Source organism: Bacillus sp. AR2-1 (assembly GCF_008368755.1).
GTDB classification, from domain to species: domain Bacteria; phylum Bacillota; class Bacilli; order Bacillales; family Bacillaceae_G; genus Bacillus_A; species Bacillus_A wiedmannii.
In genome coordinates, this window is record NZ_QORY01000036.1 from 39,093 (window position 1) to 65,437 (window position 26,345).

At 35.7% G+C, this 26,345-nt stretch carries 23 protein-coding genes and 1 pseudogene; 12 read left to right on the forward strand and 12 right to left on the reverse strand.

The genetic code is table 11. The features are described 5' to 3' along the window. Positions 1 to 13: 13 nt before the first annotated feature. A pseudogene (locus tag DT250_RS32770) lies at positions 14 to 547 on the reverse strand (methyl-accepting chemotaxis protein); the annotation flags it as partial. A 631-nt stretch (positions 548 to 1,178) separates the two neighbouring features. On the opposite strand from DT250_RS32770, the gene DT250_RS29445 reads away from it, so the two are divergent. From DT250_RS29445 to DT250_RS29465, 5 genes are all read left to right on the forward strand, one after another. After that, positions 1,179 to 2,441, forward strand: a complete 1,263-nt coding sequence (locus DT250_RS29445) for a 3D domain-containing protein (protein WP_149214223.1) — start codon at positions 1,179 to 1,181, stop codon at positions 2,439 to 2,441. Positions 2,442 to 2,553: 112 nt separating this feature from the next. Then, complete coding sequence (locus DT250_RS29450; protein WP_048527833.1) at positions 2,554 to 2,772, forward strand: helix-turn-helix transcriptional regulator; 219 nt, start codon at positions 2,554 to 2,556, stop codon at positions 2,770 to 2,772. Further along, positions 2,765 to 3,238 carry a DUF2178 domain-containing protein gene (locus tag DT250_RS29455; RefSeq protein WP_087983307.1) on the forward strand — a complete coding sequence of 158 codons (474 nt, stop codon included), beginning with the start codon at positions 2,765 to 2,767 and terminating at the stop codon, positions 3,236 to 3,238. Before DT250_RS29450 ends, DT250_RS29455 begins: the two co-directional genes overlap by 8 nt. 116 nt (positions 3,239 to 3,354) lie before the next feature. Next, positions 3,355 to 3,987 carry a class A sortase gene (locus DT250_RS29460; RefSeq protein WP_060486973.1) on the forward strand — a complete coding sequence of 211 codons (633 nt, stop codon included), beginning with the start codon at positions 3,355 to 3,357 and terminating at the stop codon, positions 3,985 to 3,987. Positions 3,988 to 4,126: 139 nt separating this feature from the next. Continuing rightward, positions 4,127 to 5,248: a YHYH domain-containing protein gene (locus tag DT250_RS29465; protein ID WP_149214224.1), complete on the forward strand. Its 1,122-nt coding sequence runs from the start codon at positions 4,127 to 4,129 to the stop codon at positions 5,246 to 5,248. A gap of 29 nt (positions 5,249 to 5,277) precedes the next feature. Here DT250_RS29465 and DT250_RS29470 read toward each other — a convergent pair whose 3' ends face one another. Continuing rightward, positions 5,278 to 6,663, reverse strand: coding sequence for a peptide MFS transporter (locus DT250_RS29470; protein WP_088061913.1), 1,386 nt, complete (start codon positions 6,661 to 6,663; stop codon positions 5,278 to 5,280). Between the two features lie 252 nt (positions 6,664 to 6,915). Between DT250_RS29470 and brnQ1 the strand changes: the two genes are divergently transcribed. Further along, positions 6,916 to 8,217, forward strand: coding sequence for a branched-chain amino acid transport system II carrier protein BrnQ1 (gene brnQ1 / locus DT250_RS29475; RefSeq protein WP_149214225.1), 1,302 nt, complete (start codon positions 6,916 to 6,918; stop codon positions 8,215 to 8,217). Between the two features lie 136 nt (positions 8,218 to 8,353). Then, positions 8,354 to 10,075: a DUF2339 domain-containing protein gene (locus tag DT250_RS29480; protein WP_149214226.1), complete on the forward strand. Its 1,722-nt coding sequence runs from the start codon at positions 8,354 to 8,356 to the stop codon at positions 10,073 to 10,075. 35 nt (positions 10,076 to 10,110) lie between these two features. Here the strand turns inward: DT250_RS29480 and DT250_RS29485 are convergent, their stop codons facing one another. Further along, on the reverse strand, positions 10,111 to 11,658 hold the full coding sequence (locus DT250_RS29485) for a DNA-binding protein (protein ID WP_149214227.1): 1,548 nt from the start codon (positions 11,656 to 11,658) through the stop codon (positions 10,111 to 10,113). 181 nt (positions 11,659 to 11,839) lie between these two features. Further along, a complete protein-coding gene (locus DT250_RS29490) occupies positions 11,840 to 13,231 on the reverse strand; it encodes an amino acid permease (protein ID WP_087983295.1) in 1,392 nt (463 codons plus the stop codon). A gap of 280 nt (positions 13,232 to 13,511) precedes the next feature. On the opposite strand from DT250_RS29490, the gene DT250_RS29495 reads away from it, so the two are divergent. From DT250_RS29495 to DT250_RS29505, 3 genes are all read left to right on the forward strand, one after another. Further along, positions 13,512 to 14,804 carry an NCS2 family permease gene (locus DT250_RS29495; RefSeq protein ID WP_087983292.1) on the forward strand — a complete coding sequence of 431 codons (1,293 nt, stop codon included), beginning with the start codon at positions 13,512 to 13,514 and terminating at the stop codon, positions 14,802 to 14,804. 137 nt (positions 14,805 to 14,941) lie between these two features. Next, positions 14,942 to 15,142 (forward strand): helix-turn-helix transcriptional regulator, encoded by a 201-nt coding sequence (locus DT250_RS29500; protein WP_000301181.1) that lies wholly within the window; start codon positions 14,942 to 14,944, stop codon positions 15,140 to 15,142. Then, the gene (locus DT250_RS29505) at positions 15,139 to 15,567 is read left to right on the forward strand and encodes a hypothetical protein (RefSeq protein ID WP_149214228.1); all 429 of its coding nucleotides are present in this window, start codon (positions 15,139 to 15,141) and stop codon (positions 15,565 to 15,567) included. Before DT250_RS29500 ends, DT250_RS29505 begins: the two co-directional genes overlap by 4 nt. A gap of 39 nt (positions 15,568 to 15,606) precedes the next feature. On the opposite strand, the gene DT250_RS29510 is transcribed toward DT250_RS29505, so the two are convergent. From DT250_RS29510 to DT250_RS29545, 8 genes are all read right to left on the reverse strand, one after another. Then, positions 15,607 to 16,044 (reverse strand): GNAT family N-acetyltransferase, encoded by a 438-nt coding sequence (locus DT250_RS29510; RefSeq protein ID WP_149214229.1) that lies wholly within the window; start codon positions 16,042 to 16,044, stop codon positions 15,607 to 15,609. 14 nt (positions 16,045 to 16,058) lie between these two features. Beyond that, complete coding sequence (locus tag DT250_RS29515) at positions 16,059 to 16,316, reverse strand: DUF4022 family protein (RefSeq protein ID WP_000926994.1); 258 nt, start codon at positions 16,314 to 16,316, stop codon at positions 16,059 to 16,061. Between the two features lie 52 nt (positions 16,317 to 16,368). After that, positions 16,369 to 18,198 carry a monovalent cation:proton antiporter family protein gene (locus DT250_RS29520; RefSeq protein ID WP_149214230.1) on the reverse strand — a complete coding sequence of 610 codons (1,830 nt, stop codon included), beginning with the start codon at positions 18,196 to 18,198 and terminating at the stop codon, positions 16,369 to 16,371. A gap of 278 nt (positions 18,199 to 18,476) precedes the next feature. After that, complete coding sequence (gene qoxD / locus DT250_RS29525; RefSeq protein WP_000372611.1) at positions 18,477 to 18,788, reverse strand: cytochrome aa3 quinol oxidase subunit IV; 312 nt, start codon at positions 18,786 to 18,788, stop codon at positions 18,477 to 18,479. Continuing rightward, positions 18,789 to 19,391, reverse strand: coding sequence for a cytochrome aa3 quinol oxidase subunit III (qoxC, locus tag DT250_RS29530; protein ID WP_000729314.1), 603 nt, complete (start codon positions 19,389 to 19,391; stop codon positions 18,789 to 18,791). 13 nt (positions 19,392 to 19,404) lie between these two features. After that, positions 19,405 to 21,339, reverse strand: coding sequence for a cytochrome aa3 quinol oxidase subunit I (gene qoxB, locus DT250_RS29535; protein WP_000762383.1), 1,935 nt, complete (start codon positions 21,337 to 21,339; stop codon positions 19,405 to 19,407). 33 nt (positions 21,340 to 21,372) lie between these two features. Further along, positions 21,373 to 22,248 (reverse strand): cytochrome aa3 quinol oxidase subunit II, encoded by an 876-nt coding sequence (locus tag DT250_RS29540; RefSeq protein ID WP_046957295.1) that lies wholly within the window; start codon positions 22,246 to 22,248, stop codon positions 21,373 to 21,375. Between the two features lie 282 nt (positions 22,249 to 22,530). Further along, on the reverse strand, positions 22,531 to 23,946 hold the full coding sequence (locus tag DT250_RS29545; protein ID WP_001076072.1) for an amino acid permease: 1,416 nt from the start codon (positions 23,944 to 23,946) through the stop codon (positions 22,531 to 22,533). A gap of 379 nt (positions 23,947 to 24,325) precedes the next feature. Here DT250_RS29545 and DT250_RS29550 point away from each other — a divergent pair, with 379 nt between their 5' ends. Both DT250_RS29550 and DT250_RS29555 read left to right on the forward strand, forming a co-directional pair. Next, positions 24,326 to 25,036, forward strand: a complete 711-nt coding sequence (locus tag DT250_RS29550; RefSeq protein ID WP_098133817.1) for a C39 family peptidase — start codon at positions 24,326 to 24,328, stop codon at positions 25,034 to 25,036. 132 nt (positions 25,037 to 25,168) lie between these two features. Next, positions 25,169 to 26,344, forward strand: a complete 1,176-nt coding sequence (locus DT250_RS29555) for an amidohydrolase (RefSeq protein ID WP_149214231.1) — start codon at positions 25,169 to 25,171, stop codon at positions 26,342 to 26,344. Position 26,345 lies beyond the last annotated feature (1 nt).

Genomic DNA, 26,345 nt, shown 5'->3' on the forward strand with positions numbered 1-26,345 from the left:
GGGATTTTTATTATTAATGAGAAACTACTGTTTCTTCAAGACTTTTCGTTAATTGAACATCGACTTTCTCAGCATCATGAATGTGATTCATAATAGTAGTATTTAACTTTTGGAACATTTGTTGTGTATTAGTAAATTCGCGTAATATATCATCATTACAAGATTTTTGGTTTTCGATAGCTTTAATAACATTGGTAGCACCGTTTTGTAACGTTTGAATCATAATTAAAATATTTTCGATTCTAGCGTTTGTATCGGCACTCATTTCTACACCTTCATCGACTAAATGTAAATTATCTTTTGTGTTATCGTATGCTTTTTCAATTTCTTCTTGAATTTTTTTCGTTAAGTTGCCTATGTTTTTTGTACTTTCCGCTGTACTTTCTGCTAGTTTTCTTACTTCATTGGCAACGACAGCGAATCCTTTACCGTGCTCTCCAGCACGCGCAGCTTCAATACTCGCATTTAAAGCAAGTAAATTTGTTTGTGCTGCAATGTTTTGAATGACTTCTACAATTTGCTCGATTTCTTTTGAACGTTCACTTAAATGATTCATACTGTTAGACGTACGCTGAGATTGTTCACCTAATTTGTTAATTACAATAAGTAAACGGTGAACAGATTCTTTACCTTCATTAGAACAGTCAATAATTTCTTCAATAGATTGAATTAAGCTTTGTTCTTTTTGTAACATTTCGTTATTCAATTCATTGGAATGTGTCGTGCGCGTTGAAACATTTTCGAAACATAAGTTTAATTGTTGAACTAAATTTTGAAGTGTATGGTGTTGGCTATTTACAAGTTTATGTTCTTGAATAACGCTTTGTACACGATCGTGGATAGAAGAAATAGTCTCTTGTTGTTCGATATCCTTTTGTTTTAATTCTGCTTCTAGTTCTTGTATACGACTTTCTAATTGATCAATTTTATGTTGGAGTGATTTCTTTTGAGTAAACATATATTTATTTCAACCGCCTTTAGAAGTTATATTTTCTCTATATTTGGATTTTAGCATCTTTTATAATTTTTAAATATAGGAATTGTTAAATATTTAAGAATCTATTACATTTTATGCATAATTCCCTTTTTTTCGTCATGAAAAATAAACTGTATTTAATGGTATTGTAAACAAACTGTAAAATAAATCATGTATAACTGTATAAGAAGGGAGTCGGATTATGAACTATTTTAAGCGAATCAGTAGTCTAGTATTAGCAGGAATTATCGGTCTTTCTAGTACAGTCGCTGTAAAAGCAGAGTCAAACGACGAGAAACTTAACAACATGCAACAGCAATTGCAGCAAAACGATGCAGATATGCAAAAGAAAGAGCAAGAGAAGCAAGCTGTTAATAAAGAAATTAAAGGTATCGAAAACGAACTACATAATTTAAATAATACAATTGCAAAAAATAAAGAGGATCAAGCTGCTATTCAACGTAAAATCGATGAAACACATAAGCAGATTGAGCAAAAAAAGAATGAAATTGTCGTTTTAGAGGATAAAGTCCTTGCTCGTAAGGATATTATGAGAAAACGTATGGTTTCTGTTCAAAACAGTTCAAATACGAGTTTAGTAGTAGAAGTTGTAGTAGAGTCAAAAAACTTTGCAGATTTCTTACAACGTATGAACGCAGTTTCTACTATTCTAGAAGCTGATAAAGAAATTTTACGTCTACAAGAACAAGATCTTCGTCAAATTGAAGAAGATAAGAAAACAATTGATGAAAAAGAAGCATCTTTAGTAGTAGACAAACAAAAATTAGCAAAAGCACAAGCTGAGTTGCAAGATAACTTGAAAAAACGTCAAGCTAACTTACAAACAGTTCAAGATAAATATAATCAGGTTGCAAGCCAACTTAATTTAGCAGCAGAAGAGAAAGCTAAAATTGAGTCAAATATGAAGGCAGTGCAAGAAACAATTGCTCGTGAGCAAGAAGCAGCAAGAATTGCAGCAGAAGAGCGTGCGAAAGCAGAAGCAGCTGCAAAGGCTGAGCAAGAAGCTTTAGCTAAGGCACAGGCGGAAGTTGCTGAAAAGAAAAAGCAAGAACAAGCTAGTAAACCAGCCGAACCTGTTGCTAATAATAATTCGAAGGTAGAACCTGCACAACCTTCTAAGCCAACTGCTGGTGGAAAAGAACTTTATGTACATGCAACAGCGTATACAGCAGACCCAGCTGAAAATGGTTATGGAGCAGGTCAACAAGTATATTCTGCATGGGGAGGCTATAATTTAACTGCAAACCCAGGAATGAAATTAATTGCGGTAGATCCATCTGTTATTCCATTAGGTTCTCGCGTATATGTTGAAGGATACGGAGAAGCAATTGCAGCAGATACTGGTGGCGCGATTAAAGGTCACAAAATTGATGTTTTAATGCCGGATAAAGCTTCGTCTAGTAATTGGGGCAGAAAAAATGTTAAGCTTACAATTTTAAATTAATACGTAATCCAACTTTACAATACGTAAAGTTGGATTTTTTTATAAAAATAATGTTAAGTTGAGTTTACATTTTGTTAAGGAAAGCATACAATGAAATTGAGAGGTGGTAAATTTGTCCATTTTAAATAGAGTGAAGGAATTAAGAGCTCGATTTAATTTTTCGCAAAGTGTATTAGCAGAAAAGGTTGGAGTGACGAGACAAACAATCGCTGCAATTGAAAAAGGTGATTATGTTCCTTCATTGTTATTAGCACTTACGATTTGTGATGTATTCGAGTTAAAGATGGAAGATGTGTTTGTTTTAAATAAGGAGGGGAAAGAGGATGAGTAGGATTGTTTTTTCTTATATCGTAAACGTGCTTTATACGGCTTTAGCATGCTGGACATTTGTTGAATTTTATAGTGTTATTACAGAGTTAGCAGATATAATTAAAAATGAGAAATTCCCTTTTGAAATATGGTTTAATGGAGTACCATTCATTTTATTATTTATTGGAGCTATTATAGTTACAATTTTTTATAGAATTCAAAAGAAAAAATACAAGAATTTATCTTTTTGGATGTATCCATTATTGTTTCCACTAGAAGATGAACGTGAAAAAGCGATTACAGATAAAGCTTGTCGAACAACATTTGTATCGTTATGGTTTGTGTTACCTTGTGCAGTTGGATTTTTAACTTTTTCGCCTATTATTAATGAATATCTTCCTGGATACCCATTGTATATTATATTTTCTATTTTCTTTATTCAAATGACAGTATTCCACGTATCACTATACAGAAATAAATTAGCTTAAAAAGAAACCTTCTTGCATCGGCAAGAAGGTTTCTTTTTAGCTTATACTTGTACATATAGCAATATTATCTTATCATTTTATATAGAGTAAGATTTTGTAAGGGAAAGGAATTGTATATGAATAAGCAAAGAATTTATAGTATAGTAGCAATCCTTCTATTTGTTGTAGGTGGTGTGTTAATCGGAAAGCCATTTTATGATGGATATCAGGCTGAAAAGAAACAGACTGAAAATGTGCAGGCTGTTCAAAAGATGGATTATGAAAAACATGAGACGGAATTTGTAGATGCTTCGAAAATTGATCAACCAGACTTGGCGGAAGTAGCGAGTGCATCATTAGATAAGAAACAAGTAATTGGTCGTATTTCGATCCCGAGTGTTTCATTAGAACTTCCTGTTTTAAAATCTTCTACTGAGAAAAACCTATTATCAGGTACAGCAACAGTAAAAGAAAATCAAGTAATGGGAAAAGGGAACTATGCATTAGCAGGACATAACATGTCTAAAAAAGGTGTTTTATTTAGTGATGTAGCCTCTTTAAAAAAAGGCGACAAAATTTATTTGTATGATAATGAAAATGAATATGAATATGCGGTTACTGGTGTATCTGAAGTAACTCCTGATAAGTGGGAAGTTGTAGAGGATCATGGGAAAGATGAGATAACGCTTATTACATGTGTATCTGTGAAAGATAATTCTAAACGTTACGTTGTTGCTGGTGATTTAGTAGGAACGAAGGCGAAGAAGTAAAAAAGAAGGTCAACTCTTTAAAGAGTTGACCTTCTTTTTTACTAATGTTGAGAAATGATAGAATATTTTAGTTAGTATTTAAGTATTTTTCTATTTATGTATAATAAAGTTAGAATTCAAGATTCTGGGAGGAACAAGAGTGAAACAACAGGTGAAGAAACTTCTTTTAACAACAAGTGTAGCGTTATTGGTAGCTCCAATTTCAGCCTATGCGCATCCAGGGCGTACAGATGCTAATGGGGGACATACGTGTCGGACAAATTGTGAAAAATGGGGATTACAGTACGGGGAATATCATTATCACAATAAGCCAGCTTCTAGTAGTGGTGCAACGAGTCCAGCTCCTAGCCCAAATAATAATGGTGCTGTAGAAGCTGAAAAACAAGTAGAAGCGCAGCGCAATGCTGAGGCTGAAAAACAACGTACCGCAGAGGCGCAGCGTAAAGCTGAAGAAGAGAGACAACGTGTAGCGGAGGAACAAAGAAAAGCTGAGGAAGAGAGACAACGTGTAGCTGAAGAGCAAAGAAAAGCAGAAGAGGTACGTAAGCGAGAGGAAGCACAGCGTCAAGCTGATATGGAAAAAGGGCAGCTTGAGGGACAAAAAAGTGGAGAGACTGATTTTAAAGCAGGGAAAAATGATGCGGAATCACATTTAGCTGGAAAATCAGATACATATAAAGAAGCATTCAAAACTGCATATGCTGCATCTTGGTCTTTAGAAGAGCAGAAGAAAACGCATTTTGAAAAAGGAAAAGAGCAAGGTTTAGCACAAGAGACGATGGAAGATAGTCAAATTGCTCCGGAGTTTAAGCCGAACTTTGCAGAAGGTTTCCAAGTAGGGAATAAAGAAAGAACAGAAAAAATTGAAAAAGAGCAAGCTGAACTAGGGGAAAAGGCAGGTAAGGAACTAGCCGGAAAGAACCCTGGAAATAGAGAGAAAGATGTGTACGTGAAGGCGTATGAAACAGCTTATGAAAAGGGCTATAAGTCTACAAAAAAAGCAGTAGAAAAGGCTGGCTATAAGTATGCATTTGAAAACTATGATTTGAAAGTTCCTGCTAAGTATGAAAAAAATGAATCGTTAAAGAAATGGTTTATTGAAGGATTTAAATCAAATAAAAAAGCAGCAGAAATTAGAGAAGAAGGATATAAAAAAGGAGACAGTTGGCTTGCATTCTTCTATAAGAATTTTGTGCCAAGTGAATATAAAGAACATAAAGAGCTGTACGAACAAGCGATAGAAAAAGGTAAGAATGCATAAAAAAGATGAGGGGAATCCCTCATCTTTTTTTAATCCATCCATTTCACTAATCTCTTAGAAATTAGTAATAAAACACAACCTAATACAATTGCTACAGCTCCGATTACTGTAAATACTTCAGCATATCCAAGTGAAGTTGTGAAGCTTGCAAGTTGTCCGCCTAAAATGTTAGCAATTCCTGAGCTTGCTAACCATACTCCCATTAATAAAGAAGCAAGTTTTACTGGGGCAAGTGCACTAACCATTGATAGTCCAACAGGTGATAAGAATAGCTCACCTAACGTATGGAAAAGATACGTAAAGACGATAAATAGTAAGTTTGCTTTTTCTGTAATGTTATGTTCATCACTACCTGTTTTTAATGTAGCGATAACGAGAATGATATAACCGATACCAAGCAAGATCATACCAAGTCCCATTTTAGTTGGGATTTTTAAATCCCCGCGCTTGCGAGTTGCAAGTTTTGCCCATAATGCTGAAATGACTGGAGCAAGTAAAATAATAAATAATGGATTGACCGATTGGAACCAAGATGTTGGAACTTCCCATCCGAACACAGAGCGGTCTACAAATTTGTTTGTATATAATGTTAATGAGCTACCAGCTTGTTCAAAGCCAGCCCAGAAGAAGACAACGAAGCATGTTAAAATGACGATAACTGCGGTACGTTGTTTTTCTTTTTTTGTTAACGGTGTATCTCCTACTGATGGTTGTCCATCTGTTGTTTGCAAATCACGAGTTGGTTTTTTACCGATATCACCAAGGAAGCGATTTGATAATGTTGTAAATAAAATTTGTCCAATGATCATTCCAATTGAAGCGGCTAAGAAACCGTAACGGAATCCGTAATGTACAACGCCATCAACTGTTGTTTTGAATAAATTTTCTGATAAAAAACCACAAACGAGTGGAGCTAAAAATGATCCGACGTTAATACCCATATAGAAAATGGTAAATGCACTATCACGTTTTGGATCGTTCTCTTCGTATAATTCCCCAACCAGTGTAGAGATGTTCGGTTTGAAGAATCCGTTACCGATAATAATAAGCGCTAATCCGAGGTATAGGCCGGCTTGGTTTTGCATGGCAAATAGTGTAAGGTTACCAATTGCCATTGTTATACCACCAATTGTGATCGCTTTTCGTCTACCTAGGAACCGGTCTGTTAAGTATCCACCAATCATTGGTGTGAAATAACAGGCTCCAGTGTAAAATCCGTAAATGGATAGTGCCCACGCAGGACTAAACCCAAGACCACCGCTTACTAAAGCTGTCGTTAAATATAATGTTAATAATCCTCGTAATCCATAGTAACTAAATCTTTCCCACATTTCTGTAAAGAAGAGTAAGTATAAACCTGGAGGATGTTTCTTTTTTCTTTGTTGTTCTCTTTCTAGTTGTATCGCTGATTCCATGTTATTTTCCTCCTGACACAAACAAAAACAAAGTTAATAATTTTGTACATTTAATATTTTACCTTATTAACTATTATAAGTCAATAAAGGTTGATTTTTCAGAAGAAATTGGAAAAGAGGGATAGCTATAGAATGGGTGTTTCTTTTATGTTAGACTATGGACTATGTTTTCTTTGTTAGGAAGCGGATTATTGCACTTTTTTATATGTGAAATTGATTTCATAAAAGATGAAATTAAAGAAGGAGAAACAAATGAAATTGTTACAGAAAAAAGAAATTTTACTGATTAGCCTTATGTTATTCTCGATGTTCTTTGGAGCGGGGAATCTTATATTCCCACCTTTCCTTGGGTATGAAGCAGGAGAACATGTGTGGATTTCATTAATAGGATTTATTATATCAGCAACAGGTCTTCCTATATTGGGTGTTATCGCTATTGCGAAAGCGGGAAGCTTTCAAATGTTAGCGGGGAGGGTTCATTCTTCATTCGCCATTATTTTCCCATGTATCGTGTATTTATTTATTGGACCAGGTCTTGGTATACCACGTGCAGGAAGTTTAGCTTTTGAAATGGGACCAGGTCAGTTCTTTACAGAATCGGGAAGTGTAGTTTTATTATGTTACACGGTTATTTTCTTTAGTATTGTGTACTGGTTAAGTTTATCACCGTCTAAATTAATGGGGTTGTTCGGAAAAGTTTTAACACCGTTATTATTAGGTATGATTGCCCTTATTTTTATAAAGAGTATGTTTACATCAGTAGGCAGTGTGAAAGAGGCTACTGGAAACTATGGACAAGCTCCTATGTTCCAAGGCTTTTTAGATGGATATTTAACAATGGATGCGCTAGCCGCTTTAATTTTTGGGATTGTTATTGCAAATGCTCTTCGTGCAAAAGGTGTTGAAGATGATAAAGGTTTAGCGAAATATATGAGTATTGCTGGAATTGGTGCAGGACTTTTATTATCTATTATTTACATCATACTTGGATATGTTGGTTCAATTAGCGGTTCGTTAGGTACATTTGATAATGGGGCGAATGTGTTAGCACAAGTGATGACTACATTATTTGGACAAGGCGGAGTCGTTTTATTAGGTCTTATTTTTACGATTGCGTGTTTATGTGTTTCAATCGGACTCGTTACGTCTTGTAGTCAATTTTTCGCAAGTGCATTTCCGAAAGTAGCGTATAAAGTTTGGGCATTTATATTGAGTTTTATTAGTATGATTTTAGCTAATTTAGGATTAACACAAATTTTAAAAGTATCAGTACCGATTCTTGGGTTTATTTATCCAGTTGCATTAACGCTTATTATTTTAGGGTTATTCCATAAGTATATTGGAAAGTATGCATACGTATATGCAGTAACTGTTGGGATTGTAGCGGTATTTAGTGGAATCGATATTTTCAATAAAAATGTAATGATGAATCAGTGGACGTCAATATTGAAATACATTCCGTTTTATACAGAAGGTGTTGGATGGATTGTTCCAGCTATTATAGGTGTTTGTATTGGCGTTATCGTGAGTAGCGTTCTAAATAAGAATAAATGAGTAAAAAGGTGTTTTCCTATTTCGGAAGACACCTTTCTTTTTTTAGGAAAAATAGTATTGAAAATGAATAGACTAAGAGTATGATAAAGATAATTGGTAATATATAGATTTTGAATGAATGGTGAGGGGGGAGCGTATGAAGGAGGATTTAAATAAGAAAATAGAAGCGCTCGAAACGGCAATTGAAACAATTCAAGAAGCGCTTTTTGAATTGAAAGCAAAACAAAGAGAAATAGAAGTAGAAAATGCTCAGCAACATGTTAGTAAAGAAAAGAAAGAATATATTGAAACGGTAATGGAGGAAAAGCAAAAAGAAGAAGTAGTTACAATAAAGGAGCCCGTGCAAGAACGTGAGGTAAAACAAGTAGATATATCTGCATTTAAACCAGAACCATTTAATATTATTAAGTTTTGCCAAACTTGGTTGCCACGTATATTTGTCGGCATTATGTTACTTGGAGTAATCTGGTTATTTAAAGCAGGGGTAGATGCTGGATTATTAACACCTGTAATACGAATTGTGTTTGGTATTGTCCTATCAATCGGTTTTTATTATATAGGTGATATTCAAATTAAACGAGAGCGGCAAGCGTTGGGTTTAGTATTAGCAGGAGGAAGTATTACGGGTATAGTTTTAACGACATTTGCGGCGCATTATTTATATGGATTTATTCCAGCAAGTGTTGCGTTTGTATGTAATATTGCATGGGTCATTTTAGGTATTTATGTAGCGAAGAGGTATCAATCGGAATATCTTACTATATTTGTAGCCGTAGGAGCGTTCTTCGTGCCATTCTTATTAAATAGTACGACTCCTAATCCTTATATTTTCTTTGGATATGAGACGATACTAACACTTAGCTTATTATGGTATGCGTTGAAAAATCGTTATCAGTATTTATATATGATTTCTTATGCTGTTGCTGCTATTGTCCTTTTTGTTTTCTTTACTATTATGTCAATGTTAGTAGAAGATTTGCAAATACAGTTAACGGTTGTTTATGGTTTGATTCACTTACTATTATTTTGGCATATGTTTACGGAGAGAAGTTTTATATTAGAGCCACGCTTGGCGATATTTAGTGCGAATGCAGTTCTCTTTATATTAGCCATTTCAAAAATACCTGAATTTACAAAATGGGGATTAATGATTAGTGCACTCGTGCACGCTACTATGTTTGTGTTTGAATATAGGAAGAATAGACATTCTACATTTACAAATCTTTTATTTGGTTTCGCAATGGGTGCATTTAGTTTAGCGATTTTATATGAGTATAGTTTAGTAAATGCAGCGATTGTATTATTATTGCAAGGTTTCCTCGGTATGGTGACGGCTATTAAAGTAAAACAACAGGTGAAATTGTATGTTAGTGCGACGATTTACGCGATTGGAATGATACAAACTATTTTTAGTCCGTTTGATCATTTCATTTCAGCTGGGTTTGTTGCCCATATTATTTTAATAGGTACATTTTATTACTGCATGAAACAAGCGAAAGATGTGTTAAGGAGCTTCGGAAAATATGTTTATTCTATAACGCTCTATTGGTTTATGGTTATCGTATTTATTGCAATTACTAGAGTCGGTGAAGTGCTGTCTACAGATGGAAGTATAATAAGCGTATCTGTATCGTTATTATGGATGGTATATGCATTATTTGCCGTTTGGCTTGGACGGAATAAAAATATGAATGAAATATTGTATGCCGGCTTAGTCGTGTTAGTCGTAACGATAGGGAAGCTATTCCTTCTGGACTTACCAGAAGTATCGATGATGATCAGGGCTGTGTTATTCTTAATTGTAGGAAGTATAGGTATCGTTATTTCAAGAATGTTTTTCTCGAAAGAAGAGCAGTGAGAAAAAGGCAATCCGCATGCGGATTGCCTTCTTCATTATTTCTTATCAATTATTACAGCTTCATTGTATTTCGCTGTCGTATTTTGGCGTAGACGAAGAGTTGCTTGTCCAGCAGTATTTGGATTGATTTGTACATTTACAATCTTCTCAGCAGAACCTAAGCTGTTTGTTGTGAAAGAGAATGCACTACTATATCCAAAAGCAGATGGCCAAGAACCATTTGTATTTTGAACTTTTGCTACTTGTGTACCGCCAGTAGTGAATATACCTAAAGAGTAATTAGTGTATGTTGTGTTTGGTAATAAGTTATTTACTTGGATTTTTATTTGGAACACTTCATTGTTTGGTAGAGTGCCAGGGTGTGTAACTACGTAGTCGTTTGCTGTTACAGCACTGTTATAACCGTATGAACCTGGTTTAAAAGTGTTTGTATTAAACCATTGATAACCTGCATTTGGCGCACTCCAAGGTTCAGGTTGTGGCTCAGTTGATAAGCTTGGTTGTTCAAATGTTTGTAAAGTGGTAGGTAAATCAAGTTGTAAACCATTTACTTGATCTAAACTTGTAAATGTTTCTTTATTCGATAGCCAATTTACGATATTTTCTAGTAAGATAGCATCGTTTTCTTCTTTATATCCATCGTAAGTTTTCTTTGTTTGGCCAGAATCTTCACGAACGTATTTTGGCGATGCATCTTCAACTGGAGAAGAATCACCGATAAAGGCAGCTTTTCCAAGCCCTACTTTTGCGATAGCGGCATAAGGCCCCTCTGCAACGCCACCGCCGTTATAAACACCGCTATCAACAGCATTATTCCATTTTGACGGGTTTTCTGGAAGATAAACAAGCCCTTTTGCTAGTTTTGGGTTTGTAATTGCTAGAGTAGAACCTGCATGCATTGCTACAGATGAAACACCTTTTGTAATTCCGAATGATTGTTCAGGTGACACAATATTTTTAGCTGCAACATCACCGATTGCATTGTAGCGGAAGCGAATACCGAAGTTGTCAGATAGCCAATCAGAGCTTTCTACTCCTTGCATAGCTTGTGAATTTACTTCATCACTTGACATTCCTTTTGCAGGGTTATCCCATGCACCGCGTCTATATCCATTAAATACTTCAGAAGAGTCCCAGCGATTTTTATTACGATCTGCATTATAATGGTCAGCGATAAAGAAAATACTACCGCCATTTTTCACGTATTGTAACATAGCATCTTGTTCAGATTTTTTGTAAGGAATATTTGCTTCTGGAACGATAAACACATTGTAGTCTTTTAAATCTTCGTATGTAATTGGTGTTGATTTACGTAGTTCTTTTACATGATAGCCATTTTGAGCAATACCATTTCCGAAATCAGAAAAGCCACCATCAATAACCCAGTCAGCGGTTCCGGCAGTTTGACCGTGTGTATTATCGAATAATACTTTTTTCCCATTGTTTTGATTTACAACTTTTGCAGCAATTTCAGGAGCTGGGTCTACAGAGCTTTCTGCATAAGTAGACGGTATGAACGAAGTCCCTATACTTAGTGTAATTGCTGTTGCTAAAGAAAATGTAATCCATTTTTTATTCTTCATAGAAGAATCCCCCTAATAATAAATATATGTGCTTTAATAATGTAATTTATTTTTCTGTAAAAATAAAGACGGAAAACATAAAAAATATTAAAAAATTGTAAAAATAACGTGAATTTTGTTGAGAAATATTTATATAGATTTAAAAACATCCCTTCCAAGTAATAAGGAAGGGATGTTTTGTTTAACTAATTTTTGAATTAGGTGTTTCATCAATTTTATGGAAACCTTTCATGTAATACACGATAGCTAAACCAATAAGCCAAATAGGACCAACAATCAATGCAATTCTTGTATCTTCTGAATACGCCATAATACCTAATACGAGTGCAAGGAAAGCGAGTGAGAAATATGAACTGAATGGATGTAAAGGCATTTTATATGTTAGCTTGTCCTTTTTATCAGTTTGCAAACCTTTACGGAATTTAATTTGAGCGATTAAAATGATCCCCCAAGTCCAAATTGCCCCGAAAGTTGAAATACTAGTCAGCCATGTAAACACTTTTGCGGGCACAAGATAGTTTAATATAACACCAACGAGTAAAACGATAGCTGTTGCTACAATTCCTTGACTCGGAATACCGTTTTTATTTAAACGACCAAATCTTTCAGGTGCTTTCTTTTGCTGAGCTAATGTAAATAGCATACGGCCTGTACTAAATAAACCACCATTACAAGAAGAAAGAGCTGCTGTTAATACGACAAAGTTAATAATCCCTGCTGCTTTTGCGATACCGATTTGCTGGAATGTTAATACGAATGGACTTCCTTTTTCCCCAAGTTCATTCCATGGATAAATTGCCATCATAACGAATAGAGCCCCAACGTAGAACAGTAATATTCTCCAAAATACGTTATCGATTGCTTTTGCGAGTGTTTTTTTCGGATTTTGAGCTTCACCCGCTGTAACACCGATTAATTCAACGCCTAAATAAGCGAATAACACCATTTGCATGGAGAGTAGTAACCCAGAAAAACCATTTGGGAACCAGCCACCATGTGACCAAAGGTTTGAAATACCAGTAGCGATACCACCGTTTCCAAATCCGAATAAAATAATACCAGCTCCAACAATTATCATACAGATAATTGTGACAATTTTGATGAGAGCAAACCAAAATTCAAGTTCTCCAAATACTTTTACGGATAAGAAGTTGAAAGCACTCATTAATAATAGAGCGAGTAAAGCCCAAGTCCAGCGCGGGATATCTGGGAACCAGTATTGCATGTAAATGCCAGCTGCTGTAATTTCAGCCATGCAAGTAACAACCCATAAAAACCAGTAGTTCCAGCCAGTAATATAGCCAGCTAGTGGTCCAAGGTAATCAGAGGCATATTTACTAAAAGAACCGGCAACAGGTTGTTCAATTGCCATTTCTCCGAGTGCTCGCATAATGAAAAAAATAACGAGTCCGGCGATCATATAACCTAGTAGAATAGAAGGGCCAGCTAGCTTAATAGCAGAAGCGGATCCTAAAAATAGTCCAACGCCAATAGCGGAGCCGAGCGACATTAAAGTAATATGTCGTTCTTTTAAACCGCGGTTTAAAGTTTCAGATTTGTTTGTGTGCTGCATAAGAAGAATCCCCCTTGTAGAGTGAACGATATTTGAATGCGTTTGCTAAATATTTAACTATTTCAAATTATAAAACATTTCTATCTGTTATGCTACAAAAATAATCATGATGAACTGTAATACATCTAAACTTGTCAGACTTAAACTTAAAATTCGAACTATTAGCGAATATATTGACTCTTCTTTTTATTGATTGTTAAGATTAAGTATTATATTTTCTCACATACTAGTAAGAAAAGAATATGTGATAATAATTCAGATGTAGGAAGGGTACATAACCATGTTTCAATTACAAAAATATAACACTTCTGTGAAGCAAGAGCTTTTAGCTGGCATCACAACTTTTTTTACATTTGCGTATATTCTTGTCATCAATCCGAAAATATTATCTGATGCAGGTGTACCATTTGATCAAGCTTTTACAGCAACTATTATTGCGACGGTTGTAGGAACGCTATGTATGGCGTTTTTAGCTAACTATCCAATTGTTATTGCTCCAGCTATGGGAATGAATGCGTATTTTGCTTATTCTGTTGTTCAACAGGCAGAGGGGATTACATATGTCATTGCGTTTTCAGCAGTATTTGTAACAGGTATCATTTTTCTTTTATTATCTTTCACTTCATTTAGGCAAAAGCTAATTGTCGCAATTCCTGATAGTTTAAAACATGCAATTGCAGGTGGAATTGGACTATTTATTGCTTTTATTGGATTACGCCTTTCTGGAATTATCGTTGATCATCCATCTAATTTAGTTACGATTGGTGATTTTCATTCTCCAGCCGTTATTTTAACTTTAATTGGTTTAATATTAGCGGCGGTATTAATGGCATTACGTGTGAGCGGTGCATTATTTATTAGTATGATTGTGACAGGAGTTATCGCCTTCTTTACAGGGCAACTGAAGTTTACGGATAAAATTGTTGCGATGCCTCATTTACCAGAGGGAATTATCGTTTCAAACCCAATCAATGCCTTTTCAGATGTAATTGAATACGGATTATATGGTGTTGTATTTTCATTTTTACTTGTACTGTTATTTGATACAACAGGTGCATTACTTGGTTTAATTAAACAAGCGGGTTTAATTACAGATAATACAGAGAAACGTTTTGGTAAAGCGTTTATTGCAGATGCAATTGGTGGGACTACAGGTTCTATCTTTGGAACAAGCCCAACAGCAGCGACGATTGAATCATCAGCTGGTATTGCTGCAGGTGGTAAAACAGGATTAACGGGTATTGTAGTTGTCGGTCTAACGATTATAACGGCATTCTTCAGCCCTGTGATTGCTTCTTTATCAAGTGTAGCCGCTATTACAGCTCCTTCATTAATTATTGTAGGTAGTCTAATGGCGCAAAGTCTTCGTGATATTAATTGGAATGAATTTGAAGATGCATTACCAGCATTTTTAATTTTTATTGGTATTCCGTTAACGTCTAGCATTGCGAATGGAATTGCAATTGGATTTTTAGTGTATCCAGTCTTAAAAATTGTGAAAGGGAAAGGGATGGAAGTACATCCGTTACTATACTTATTTACAATTTTATTTGGATGTCATTTATTCTTATAATATAGATATAGAAGAGGGAGCTTCTTATGGGAGGCTCTTTTTTTGTGTATAATAAAGTAAAAATCAAACAATTTTAGTAAAATATAAATTACCTAATGGAATATATATGTTACAATAAAGACAGAGGAGGAACATGAATGGCTGTAAGTAAAATAAAAGTCGCGCGTGTTCAGTTAGATTTAACACAGCAACAATTAGCAGAAAAAGTAGGTGTTACAAGGCAAACGATTAGTTTAATTGAGAAGGGGAAATACAACCCGTCTTTAGATTTATGTTTGAAAATTTGTTATGCGGTAGACAAAACATTGAATGATTTATTTTGGGAGGAAGAGGAGTGAGGATTGTGAAAGATGAACGTTTAATGATTGAGGGGCTAAAACATATTAGACTCGTTTTCATCTTACAAAATATCGTCATACTAGGTATTGTTTTTTATCGCTACGTTTTGCAAGGTGCAGGATATGAAAGTGTTTCGGATTTATTAATGGTATTTATGGGCGGGATCGTAGTTATAAACTTTTTAAACCTGAAAAATTCAGTGGAAGTGTATGAGCATACGGGCGGAGTATCACGTAGTTATTTTATGAAGTTATTATTTATTCCGGTAGGTATTATTATTGGGATTTTAGCCATTTGTATCGTTGTAACACCGGATATTTCGATGAAGGAAATTAGTATGACAGGACTTATTATGTTTGCTTGTTTTTTAGTTCCTAGTTTGTTTATATACATATATATGAAGAGAATAAAAAGTGAAGATTGAAACATAAGAAAAGCTTTCCCGTATTGCGGAAAGCTTTTCTTATATTCTTTTATATAGTACTTTATGAAGGCCAATCGGTTCAATTTCAAAGATTTCACCATGTTCCTGGAAGCCTAAGCGTTTGTAATAGTCAGCTACAGTAATTCGGCCATTACACCATAATATATTTGCTTTACGTTCTTGCAAGACTTGCTCCGCCCTCTGAATTAAGGAACTTCCAGCACGTTTGTTTCGAAATTCAGGTAATGTGGCCATTCCTCGTAGACGATAATGAACACCTGCTAGTAAGTCAGGGTATATCTCTTTTGAGAAGGAAGCGATACTAATTAGTTCATCGTTTATAAATGCGCCTAAGTGAAAGGTGTCTGTTTCATAGTCGGAAGAGTATTTACAATCTGCTAATGTTTGATTCGGGCGTAAAATTTTTTGACGTAATACGTAAGTTTCAGATCCCTCAATATTTTTCACGGTAATCATATTAACATCCTTTCTTATAAGGCGTTTTCTGTTAGTTGTATAAAGAAATAGGCAGGTGCGGCGAAAAGTCCGAGTATGCTAGCAGTTCCGAGAAGGAGTGAAAGTAAGAGGCAAGAGTATTTTATTCCATTCGATTTTTTCCATCCGTAACTACAAATTTCAATGCTAACACCGATGAGAATAATGGCAACGAGTATTTCCGCCAATAATAAAAGAGCTAAAGTTACAATAGACATAATGTGATCCATCCTCATAATATGTGATAGTAACATTTTACCATATGGAATGGAAAAAAATGCCCCTCAATTATGTGAGGGGCATTTTTTATTCTAATATGTTTTTCAACGTATCAATATGTTCTTTTGAACCTGTGACAAGCAATGTATCACCATGTTGTAGTCTCGTATCACCATGTGGGATTAATGCTTTATTACCGCGGTAAATTTGAATGACGAGTACATCCCCTAAAAACGGAAGGCGACGTAGTGCAACACCGTTATATGTATTGCTACGTAGTTCAACTTCACGAACTGTTTCATTTGCTGTTGTAATTAAGCGAACGAGACTCGGTTTATCAATTAGTGCACGTAACAGAATACGTGTAGAGTTAATTGTTGAGAATACGGCGATATGTTCTTGCGTTGCTTTTTCTTGTAGAAGTGGATCTTCTACACTTGCAATAACATGTTCAACACCTAGATCTTTTGCGTGTTCCGCCAATAATAAGTTTTGTCCATCATCACTTGTTGCAACAACAACGCGGTCTGCGTTAAATGCTGTTTGTTCAGTTAATGAAGCGATTGTGATGTCATCTAATTTTACGATAGGGAAGTCATGTGATTTCGCTTCCTCATCATTTATTTTATTTTGACGCATCATATAAAGTGTTACGTCATAATCTTCTCGTTTTAAATCAAGTGATAACGGAAGGGTAATTCTGCTCGCACCAATAATAGAAACTTTTGGTTTTGGTGTTTCTACTTTTGGGAACATCTTTTTAAATAATATAGGTGCAAAAATACAAGTAATAACTGCGCTTAAAATAAGGGAAGCAGATAAACTCGGACTGATGATTCCTAGTTTTTCACCAATTTGTGCAGCTGCAATAACTAAAGAAAGTGTCGATGTTAATAAGATGGCACTTCCTAGTACGATATTACGTGGATACCATTTTCGTAAGACGAGTGATGGTAACAGCTTTGAAATAAAGAGTCCTACAATTAAAATTGGGATCATTAGCATGCTAGAAGGTTCTTTAAAAATAGACCAAACTTCTAGATTCACACCAACCATTACGAAGAAAATAGGGATGAAGAAACCGTAGCCGATGGAATCCAGTTTTTCAACCATATCTTCATTTGGTGATAATAACGATACGAGTACCCCTGCTAAGAAGGCACCTAAAATATTTTCAGCTCCAACAGATTCAGATAACCCAACTAATATTAAGATAAGTGCAAAAACAGCTCGTGTATCAATTTGTACACTACCAGCTTTTAAGCTATCTAAGTATGGAATGTTTTTAAAGCGTTTTGCAATGAAGTAAATAACAATACCAGCGCCGAATAGAAGAAGAAGGAGCCACATGCTTTGGCCGCTTTCGGAATTTAATCCGACGAATACAGCGAGTAAAATCATTGTAACTAAATCTGCAATAACAGCGACTAATAAAATGATTTGTCCGATTGCCGTTTTTCCTAAGTTATTCTCTTTTAATGTTGGTACAACAACACCTAAAGAAATAGTTGAAATAATTAAAGTCATAAACATTGCATTATCCACGAATCCTAGCCATACGAACAGTAATGATAGGGCATAAGATAAGATGAAAATAAATAAGAAGATAATGCTTGCTGCTTGGAATGTGTTTGGTTCGTTTGTCGTATTCTTTTTCCCTTTTTGTTTAAAGATAGAAAAATCAATTTCTAAACCGCTTAAGAACATTAAGAAGATAAATCCTAGTGTCGATAAGACTTGAAGCCACATATCTGGCTCAATAATATTAAACCCACTTTTACCTACAAAGATTCCTGCGATGATTTCTGCAACAACGACAGGAAGTGCTTTTAATTTAAAGCGTTGTAACAAAAGGGGAACGAAAAACGCGATTGCAACGATAACCATAAGTGATAGAACAGAAGTATGATGTTCCATTGCGTTCTCTCCCTTCAAATAAATATAGTACCTATTTAGCCATATAATAGGTAGAAAAGCAACGCATATGGATTCGATTTCATAAAGAAAGAGTTTTCTTAAAATTTGTCATAATAAGTATATTTTTCATGATTCTGTTGTTAATTCCGTAATGTGGATGTAATAGGGGAGGGTATAAAGTGAAGGCTTTTACGGGCAGATCCCCCTGGGGTCTTACGCTCGTTAATGAGGGATAAAAAAAGACTGCTGAGGAATCTCAGCAGTCTTTTTCATGTACATTACATTGAGAAGAAGATCCATACAGTTAAGCCAACTGTTGCAGTTGCAACGAAGAAACTGTATATCATTGTAAGGATTTGAACTCTTCCTTCTCCTTCTTTTAAATGCATGAACATAATTAATTGTAACAACGCTTGCGCAACAGCCATTACGATAATAGTTGTTAAGATCGTTGAAAGTGGCAAGTTTGTATAAAGTGCCACGTATAACGCTAGAAACGTTAGTGCAAGCGATAAAATAAATCCGAAAACGTGTGACCAAGGGAATCCGCTATGCGCATGCCCGTTTGCTTGGTTGTTATTTTGATCCATTTACGCCACCATCCCGTTCAAGTAAACTAGTGTGTAAATAAATACCCAAACTAGATCAAGGAAATGCCAATATAAGCTGATAATGAATACTTTACGCGCTGTAACTGGTGTTAAACCTCGTTTTAAAATTTGGATAATAACACAAGTTGCCCAAATGATACCGCCTGTTACGTGGGCACCATGTGTTCCAAGAAGAACGAAGAATGCAGATAGGAAAGCACTTGTTTGAATTGTTGCGCCTTCACCGATGTACATAATGAACTCTTCGATTTCAAAGAATAGGAAACCTGCACCTAAAAGTAATGTAAGGATGAACCATCCAAGCATTGCTTTTTGGTTGTGCTTACGCATTTCGTGAATTACGATACCACATGTGAAACTACTTGTTAAAAGTAGTAATGTTTGAATTAAAAGCGTTTTAAGTTCAAACAGTTGCGCTGGAGTTGGGCCATCAGCCGTACGACCAGCAAGTACTAGATAAGAGGCGAAAAGTGTTGCGAACAGCATAATTTCAGCCCCAAGAAAAATCCAAAATCCTAGGATATTCAATCTGCTTTGCTCGGATTGATATTCCAAAGGTAAGCTTTTATCTAAAGCCGCCATATCATTTCACCTCTCATGCTATATGTTCTGTTTCTTTAATTTCATCCACGCTTACGTAGTAGCCATCATCATAATCGAACGAACGATAGATTAAGCAAGCTAAAATACCAACGCCGCCGATTGCTGCAAGCCAGAACCAGCTAAATACTAATGCGAAACCTGCAAGACCGAAGAATAAAGACGCAATAATAGGCACACCAGAGTTACTTGGCATGTGAATTGGTTTGATATCTTCTGCTGCTGGTGTAACTGTTTCTCCGCGTTTTTTCATGTACCAGAAAGCATCAGCTTCTTTGATTTCAGGAAGTTTCGCGAAGTTGTAATGTTGTACAGGAGATTGAGTTGCCCATTCAAGTGTACGGCCATCCCATGGATCTCCAGTTGTGTCACGTTCACCGTGACGAGCACTCCAAATTACGTTGTAACAAAGAATTAGGAAACCAATACCCATCATTACCGCACCAACAGATGCGATTTGGTTTAGCCATCCCCATCCAAGACTTTCAGAGTAAGTGTACATACGACGAGTCATACCGTCTAAACCTAAGAAGTACATTGGGAAGAAACAGATATTGAATCCGCTCATAAAGATCCAGAATGTCCATTTACCTAGGCGTTCGTTTAACATATGACCAGTCATTTTTGGATACCAGAATGTGAATCCAGCAAGCATAGCGAATACTGTACCTGCGATTAATACGTAGTGGAAGTGAGCAATTAGGAAGTAGCTGTTATGGTACTGATAATCAGCTGCTGCCATACCAAGCATAACCCCTGTAACCCCACCGACTACGAAGTTTGGAATAAATGCCAATGACCAAAGCATTGGAACTGTAAAACGAATACGTCCTTTATACAGTGTAAACAACCAGTTAAAGATCTTAACCCCGGTTGGAATCGAAATCGCCATTGTCGAAATCGAGAAGAATGAGTTAACCGCTGGACCTGCACCCATCGTGAAGAAGTGATGAAGCCATACGACGAAACTTAGTAAAGAAATTGCAACCATTGAGTATACCATCGCACTGTAACCGAATAGACGTTTACGTGAGAATGTACTAATGATTTCAGAGAAAATACCGAATGCCGGTAAAATAACGATATATACTTCAGGGTGACCCCATACCCAGAATAGGTTGGCCCATAACATTGGCATACCGCCGCTCGCCATCGTAAAGAAGTGAGCATCGAATAGACGGTCAAATGTCATTAATGCAAGAGCAACTGTTAATACTGGGAAAGCGAAAATAATGATAACTGTTGTAATTAAGATTGACCAAGTAAACATTGGCATTCTCATTAAAGTCATACCAGGTGTACGCATTTTTAAGATAGTAACAAGGAAGTTAATACCGGTCATTAGCGTACCGAGACCTGAAATCTGTAATGCAATTGCGTAGTAGTTATTTCCTACACCAGAAGTAAACTCTGTACCTGCCATTGGGAAGTAAGAAGTCCACCCAGCGTCTGGAGAACCACCGATTACGAAAGCGATGTTGAATAACATTGCTCCGACGAAGAATAACCAGAAACTTAAAGCATTTAAGAACGGATATGCAACGTCACGAGCACCAATTTGTAATGGTACTACAAGGTTCATTAATCCCATAACGAATGGCATCGCCATGAAAAGAATCATAACTGTACCGTGTGTTGTGAAGATTCCGTTATAGTGTTCAGCATTTAAATAAGTTGTTTCTGGGAATGTTAACTGTGCACGGATCATTAAACCGTCCATACCACCACGGAATAACATGATAACCGCAGAGATAATATACATGGCCCCAATCTTTTTATGGTCAACAGTTGTTAACCATTCGTCCCAAAGCCATTTCCATTTTTTATACTTTGTTAGTACGAAAATGATTGCTAATGTCACAAGAACGATAGAAGCGTCTGCACCGTAAATAATCGGGTCACCTGTGACAAAGAATTCATCAAGCTTCACTGTGTTCACTCCAATCTGTTGGAATAATAGCTATTATTTTTTGTTTTTGTAGTAGTTGTAATCACAATATTCAAGTGATTTTGGATCTACATAACTTAAGTGGTGACTAGAGAATGTCATACGACCAACTACACCAGGTTTAACAATTTCGTTGTACTTATCTTCTGTTAGTTTAGGAGCAGTTTGTTGTACTTCTTTAACCCACTTGTCATATTTCTCTTTAGTTTTTGCTTCAACTTCGAACTCCATATGTGTGAATCCTTCACCAGAGAAGTTCGCACTACGGCCTAGGTAAGAACCAGGCTTATCAGCTTGTAAATAAAGATCCATAATCATGCCATCCATAGTGTACTTCATACCACCAAGTTCTGGTACCCAGAAAGCATTCATTGGACCGACAGAAGTCAGTTTGAATTGAATTGGTACACCAGCTGGGATGTTTAAATAGTTAACGGTTTCAATTTTTTCCTCTGGGTAACTGAATAACCATTTCCAGTTTGCAGATGTAACATAAATCTCAACTGGTTTAATATGTTTGGACTCTGCCGGAACCTCTTCCGAAGCATACGTTGCTTTTACTGTTGGAATCGATAATGCGATAACGATAATAACAGGAACAAGCGTCCAAATAATTTCTAATAATGTGTTACCGTGTTGTTCAGGTGGCTCGTAGTCCATATTCTCTGGTTTTTCACGATAACGAATCAAGATGACTGTAAACAAGATGAATACAATTGCGATAATTAATGACATAAGCAAGAATGACCAAACAATTAAATCATACTGTGCTTTTGCAACAGGTCCTTGCGGATTTAATACTGCGAGTTTCTTATCACAGCCGCCGAGGAACAGAAGTAATGATAACGGAAGAAGCGAAGCCAGCTTCCAAAACGTTTTCTTTAGTTGCACGATTGAAAATCTCCTTTCTCCTTGGATTGAAACTATGCCAATAAAACAATATAAACCTATTAATTTATAGATGGCAATAGTTTTTGTGATATTGTTAAAAAATAGACACAAATGCACACTTTTTAAGGTGAATATCATTTGTAACTTGATAACATTGTAAACTATTTTCCAGTGAAAAACGTGATTGTGGAAATTTTAAGATAAATAAAGTTATACCAAGATATCCAAGAAATAGAAAAAAGCTATCTTATGATAAGGAAGATAGCTGAATATTTTGTATATTTAGTTTACTTCTTTTTTTAGATTTATTTGTTGTTCAAATGTGACAACTTTTTTATATTTTAATTGGTATAAAATGTAACAAAAAATCATAAATGGAATACCACAATAAAGAGCAATTCTCTGATCTGGAATGAAAGCTAAACTAACAAATGTAATGAAATTGAGTGAGAATGCTACGATTGGAACGATTGGATAAAGCGGTGTACGATATTTTAAATCATTAATGTCCCCGCCGTTTTTTAAGAAATTTCTACGGAAGAAAAACTGTGAAGCTGCGATTGACATCCAAACTACGACAGCGGCCATAGCTGCAATAGATGTTAAAACTAAAAAGACAGTATCTGCCGCAAATATACTTGTTAATAGAGACAAACTTGCAAAAATTAGACTGAAAATTAATGCGTTTAGTGGCACTCCTTTTTTAGTTAACTTCGTAAAAGCTGGACTTGCCATTCCTTGTTTTGCCATCGCCCAAAGCATACGAGAATTTGCGTATAGACCAGAGTTGGCTACGGATAATACTGCTGTAATAATAACAAAGTTCATAATGTCAGCTGCATATGGAACACCAGCCACATCAAATACAAGTACAAATGGACTTTCGACTAGATTAGCCTCTTGCCATGGGAGTAAACCTACAACAACTGATATTGCTAGGACGAAGAAGAAGAGAGTTCGCCAAATGGTATTTTTAATCGCTTTTGGAATTGTTTTCTCAGGGTTTTCACTTTCTCCTGAAGCAATTCCGATTAATTCTGTTCCTTGGAAGGAGTAATTTACTGTAATCATCGTAAGAAGAACAGCTAATGCACCGTTTGGAAATAATCCGCCATTTTCAGTGAAATTGTGAAGCATTGGCGCTGGTTTTCCATTAAAGTCTAGTAGACCGAACATAACTGCACCACCGAGTACGATGAAAATAACAATGGTTGCGACTTTTACACTTGCGAACCAAAATTCTGCTTCTGCATATGCTTTTGCTGATAATGCGTTTACAAGAAATAGTGCTGCTGCAAATGTAACACACCAAATCCACGAAGAAACGTCTGGAAACCAACGTTTCATTAAAATACTTACAGTTGTTAACTCTACCCCAACTGTAACAGCCCAATTTAACCAATACATCCAACCGACAACAAATCCAAAACCAGGTGAAATAAATTTGCTTGCATAGCTTTGGAATGAACCTGCTTCTGGCATAGCAACTGATAATTCACCAAGACATAACATCGTTAAATACATAACAAATCCACCGACTAAAAATGCAAGAATAGCACCACCAGGACCGGCGTTATGGACGATTTGACCAGATCCCATAAATAGGCCAGTTCCGATAACACCACCAAGTGCAATCATAAATAGGTGTCTACTTTTCATTGTTCGTTTTAAATCTGTTTGTTCTACTTGTTGATTCATATGCCCCTCACCCCGTTATTTTCTTGTATGTATGAATTGATTTTCATTCCGAGTTTTTAATCATTAGTGGGGGATGTGACACATACTCGGCTTATTTATTATGAAATGAATGGAGTATGTAAAATGCGAACTATGACTAAATACTCTAAGAATGTTTTTATTAACAAGGTGATATCTTCACTATGTTAATTATTTTGATTTTAGCAAAAATATTCAGAAAAGTATATTGTTTTTTCTTTTTATTAAAAATAATTAGAATTTTATAACGATGGAAGTGTGAACAATAATTCATAGAATCTTTCTAGCAAACTAGTAAGAAGAAAGGTACAATGATAAGAGGTATGTCTGTAAAATAATAATTAATGGAGTTTTGTTTAAAATGAAAAAGTTAAAATATCTTTTTGTTTTTGGAATTATATTTGCTGCCGCGTTTTTTATAGGGAAAGATAAAATTATACAAAAGGCGCAAGTGTTCCGTTTAGAGTTTTTATCTGAAATGAAAGAAGCGACTATGATTGAAAATGTTCCGTTTATAAAGCAGTTACCAGAATTACCTCGTGGATGTGAAGTTACAAGTTTGGCTATGTTGCTACAATACAAAGGTATACAAGTAGATAAGATGCAACTTGCTAGCGAAATTCATCGTGTTCCATTTGAACAAAATGATTTACGTGGAAATCCTTATGAGGGGTTCGTTGGAAATATTTATACGAAGGCAGAGCCAGGATATGGTGTATATAATCCACCCATTTTTAATTTAGCAGAAAAATATGCTCCTGAAAAAGTAGTTAATTTAACAGGTAGAGACGTGCAAGATATGTATAAAGTAGTTAGTTCCGGTTCGCCAGTATGGGTCATTATTAATACAACGTTTAAGCCACTAGCCGAGAGTAGTTTTGAAACATGGAATACAAGCTCTGGCGAAGTGAAAATTACATATTATGAACATAGTGTAGTAATAGTTGGGTATGATCAAAACTTTGTATATGTAAATGATCCACTTAAAAATAATCCGCGTTTTGCTGTTCCGCGAGCAGAGTTTGAGAAAGCTTGGGAGCAAATGGGGAAACAAGCGATTACTATTTTATAATACTGAAAAAGTCATCTTTTTGATGGCTTTTTATTTTTGGATTATTATAACGGAAAATTCAGAAGATTCTTTTAAAAGTTAACGATTCACGCTATAATAACATTTAACTTGGTGAAGAAGGGGCGAAGAGAAATGGATGTTGCAAAGGAACTGGTTTTATCTAAAAATCAATTAATTGAGTGGAGAAGGCATTTTCATAAGTATCCAGAGTTATCTTTTCAAGAAGAAAAAACATCACAGTTTGTATTCGATATACTTCAAAAAATCCCATATTTAGAAGTGTCAAGACCTACTAAATATAGTGTAATGGCAAGGTTAATTGGTAAGCAACCTGGTAAAACCATCGCGGTTCGTGCTGACATGGACGCGCTTCCTATTCATGAAGAAAATGAGTTTGATTTTATTTCTACATATCCAGGTGTGATGCATGCATGTGGCCATGATGGACATATAGCGATATTACTTGGGGTCGTACATAAGTTAGTAGAAGAAAGAGAGAAGATTAAAGGAGAGATTCGTTTTCTCTTCCAACATGCAGAAGAAAACTTTCCTGGCGGCGCAGAGGAAATGGTTGCAGTGGGTGTAATGGAATGTGTGGATTATATTATTGGTGCTCACCTTTGGGCATCGTTAGAGGTTGGTAAAATAGGTGTAATTTATGGTCCTGCAATGGCAGCCCCAGATGTTTTTAAAATTACGATAGAAGGAAAAGGTGGACATGCTGGAATCCCTCATGAAACGGTTGATAGCATTGCAATCGGTACACAAGTTGTTTCGCAACTTCAGCACATTGTATCTCGCCTCACGAATCCATTAGATCCCCTTGTAGTATCTGTTACGCAATTTCATGCTGGGACAACCCATAATGTGATCCCAGAACAAGCGGAGATTGAAGGGACAGTGCGGAGTTTAAGACATGAGTTGCGAGAAGAAACAGAGAAAAGGATTGAACGAATTGTGAAGCATGTGACGGAATCTTACGGGGCGAAATATACATTTTCTTATGAATATGGATATCGACCAGTAGTAAATGATTATGAAGTTACAGAGATTATTGAGCAAACAGCATTACAGCTTTATGGAAGAGAGCAAGTTACTCGTTTACAGCCGACGATGGCTGGAGAAGATTTTTCAGCGTTTTTACAAAAGGCGCCAGGTACATTCTTTTTTATCGGAGCGGGAAATAACGAGAAAGGAATTATATATCCTCACCATCATCCTCGTTTTACGATTGATGAAGATGCATTACCGATTGGTGTGGAAGTCTTTGTATCATCCATTATGAATTTTATAAGTAAAGGAGAATGAG

Coding starts and splice junctions, on each gene's coding strand:
- DT250_RS29520 (WP_149214230.1), bottom strand. CDS start 18,198: ATGGAACATCATACTTCTGTTCTATCACTTATGGTTATCGTTGCAATC.
- DT250_RS29495 (WP_087983292.1), top strand. CDS start 13,512: ATGTTTCAATTACAAAAATATAACACTTCTGTGAAGCAAGAGCTTTTA.
- DT250_RS29485 (WP_149214227.1), bottom strand. CDS start 11,658: ATGAAGAATAAAAAATGGATTACATTTTCTTTAGCAACAGCAATTACA.
- DT250_RS29470 (WP_088061913.1), bottom strand. CDS start 6,663: ATGGAATCAGCGATACAACTAGAAAGAGAACAACAAAGAAAAAAGAAA.
- DT250_RS29510 (WP_149214229.1), bottom strand. CDS start 16,044: ATGATTACCGTGAAAAATATTGAGGGATCTGAAACTTACGTATTACGT.
- qoxC (WP_000729314.1), bottom strand. CDS start 19,391: ATGGCGGCTTTAGATAAAAGCTTACCTTTGGAATATCAATCCGAGCAA.
- qoxD (WP_000372611.1), bottom strand. CDS start 18,788: ATGGATCAAAATAACAACCAAGCAAACGGGCATGCGCATAGCGGATTC.
- DT250_RS29455 (WP_087983307.1), top strand. CDS start 2,765: ATGAGTAGGATTGTTTTTTCTTATATCGTAAACGTGCTTTATACGGCT.
- DT250_RS29480 (WP_149214226.1), top strand. CDS start 8,354: ATGAAGGAGGATTTAAATAAGAAAATAGAAGCGCTCGAAACGGCAATT.
- DT250_RS29545 (WP_001076072.1), bottom strand. CDS start 23,946: ATGAATCAACAAGTAGAACAAACAGATTTAAAACGAACAATGAAAAGT.
- brnQ1 (WP_149214225.1), top strand. CDS start 6,916: ATGAAATTGTTACAGAAAAAAGAAATTTTACTGATTAGCCTTATGTTA.
- DT250_RS29460 (WP_060486973.1), top strand. CDS start 3,355: ATGAATAAGCAAAGAATTTATAGTATAGTAGCAATCCTTCTATTTGTT.
- DT250_RS29500 (WP_000301181.1), top strand. CDS start 14,942: ATGGCTGTAAGTAAAATAAAAGTCGCGCGTGTTCAGTTAGATTTAACA.
- DT250_RS29490 (WP_087983295.1), bottom strand. CDS start 13,231: ATGCAGCACACAAACAAATCTGAAACTTTAAACCGCGGTTTAAAAGAA.
- DT250_RS29550 (WP_098133817.1), top strand. CDS start 24,326: ATGAAAAAGTTAAAATATCTTTTTGTTTTTGGAATTATATTTGCTGCC.
- DT250_RS29515 (WP_000926994.1), bottom strand. CDS start 16,316: ATGTTACTATCACATATTATGAGGATGGATCACATTATGTCTATTGTA.
- DT250_RS29445 (WP_149214223.1), top strand. CDS start 1,179: ATGAACTATTTTAAGCGAATCAGTAGTCTAGTATTAGCAGGAATTATC.
- DT250_RS29555 (WP_149214231.1), top strand. CDS start 25,169: ATGGATGTTGCAAAGGAACTGGTTTTATCTAAAAATCAATTAATTGAG.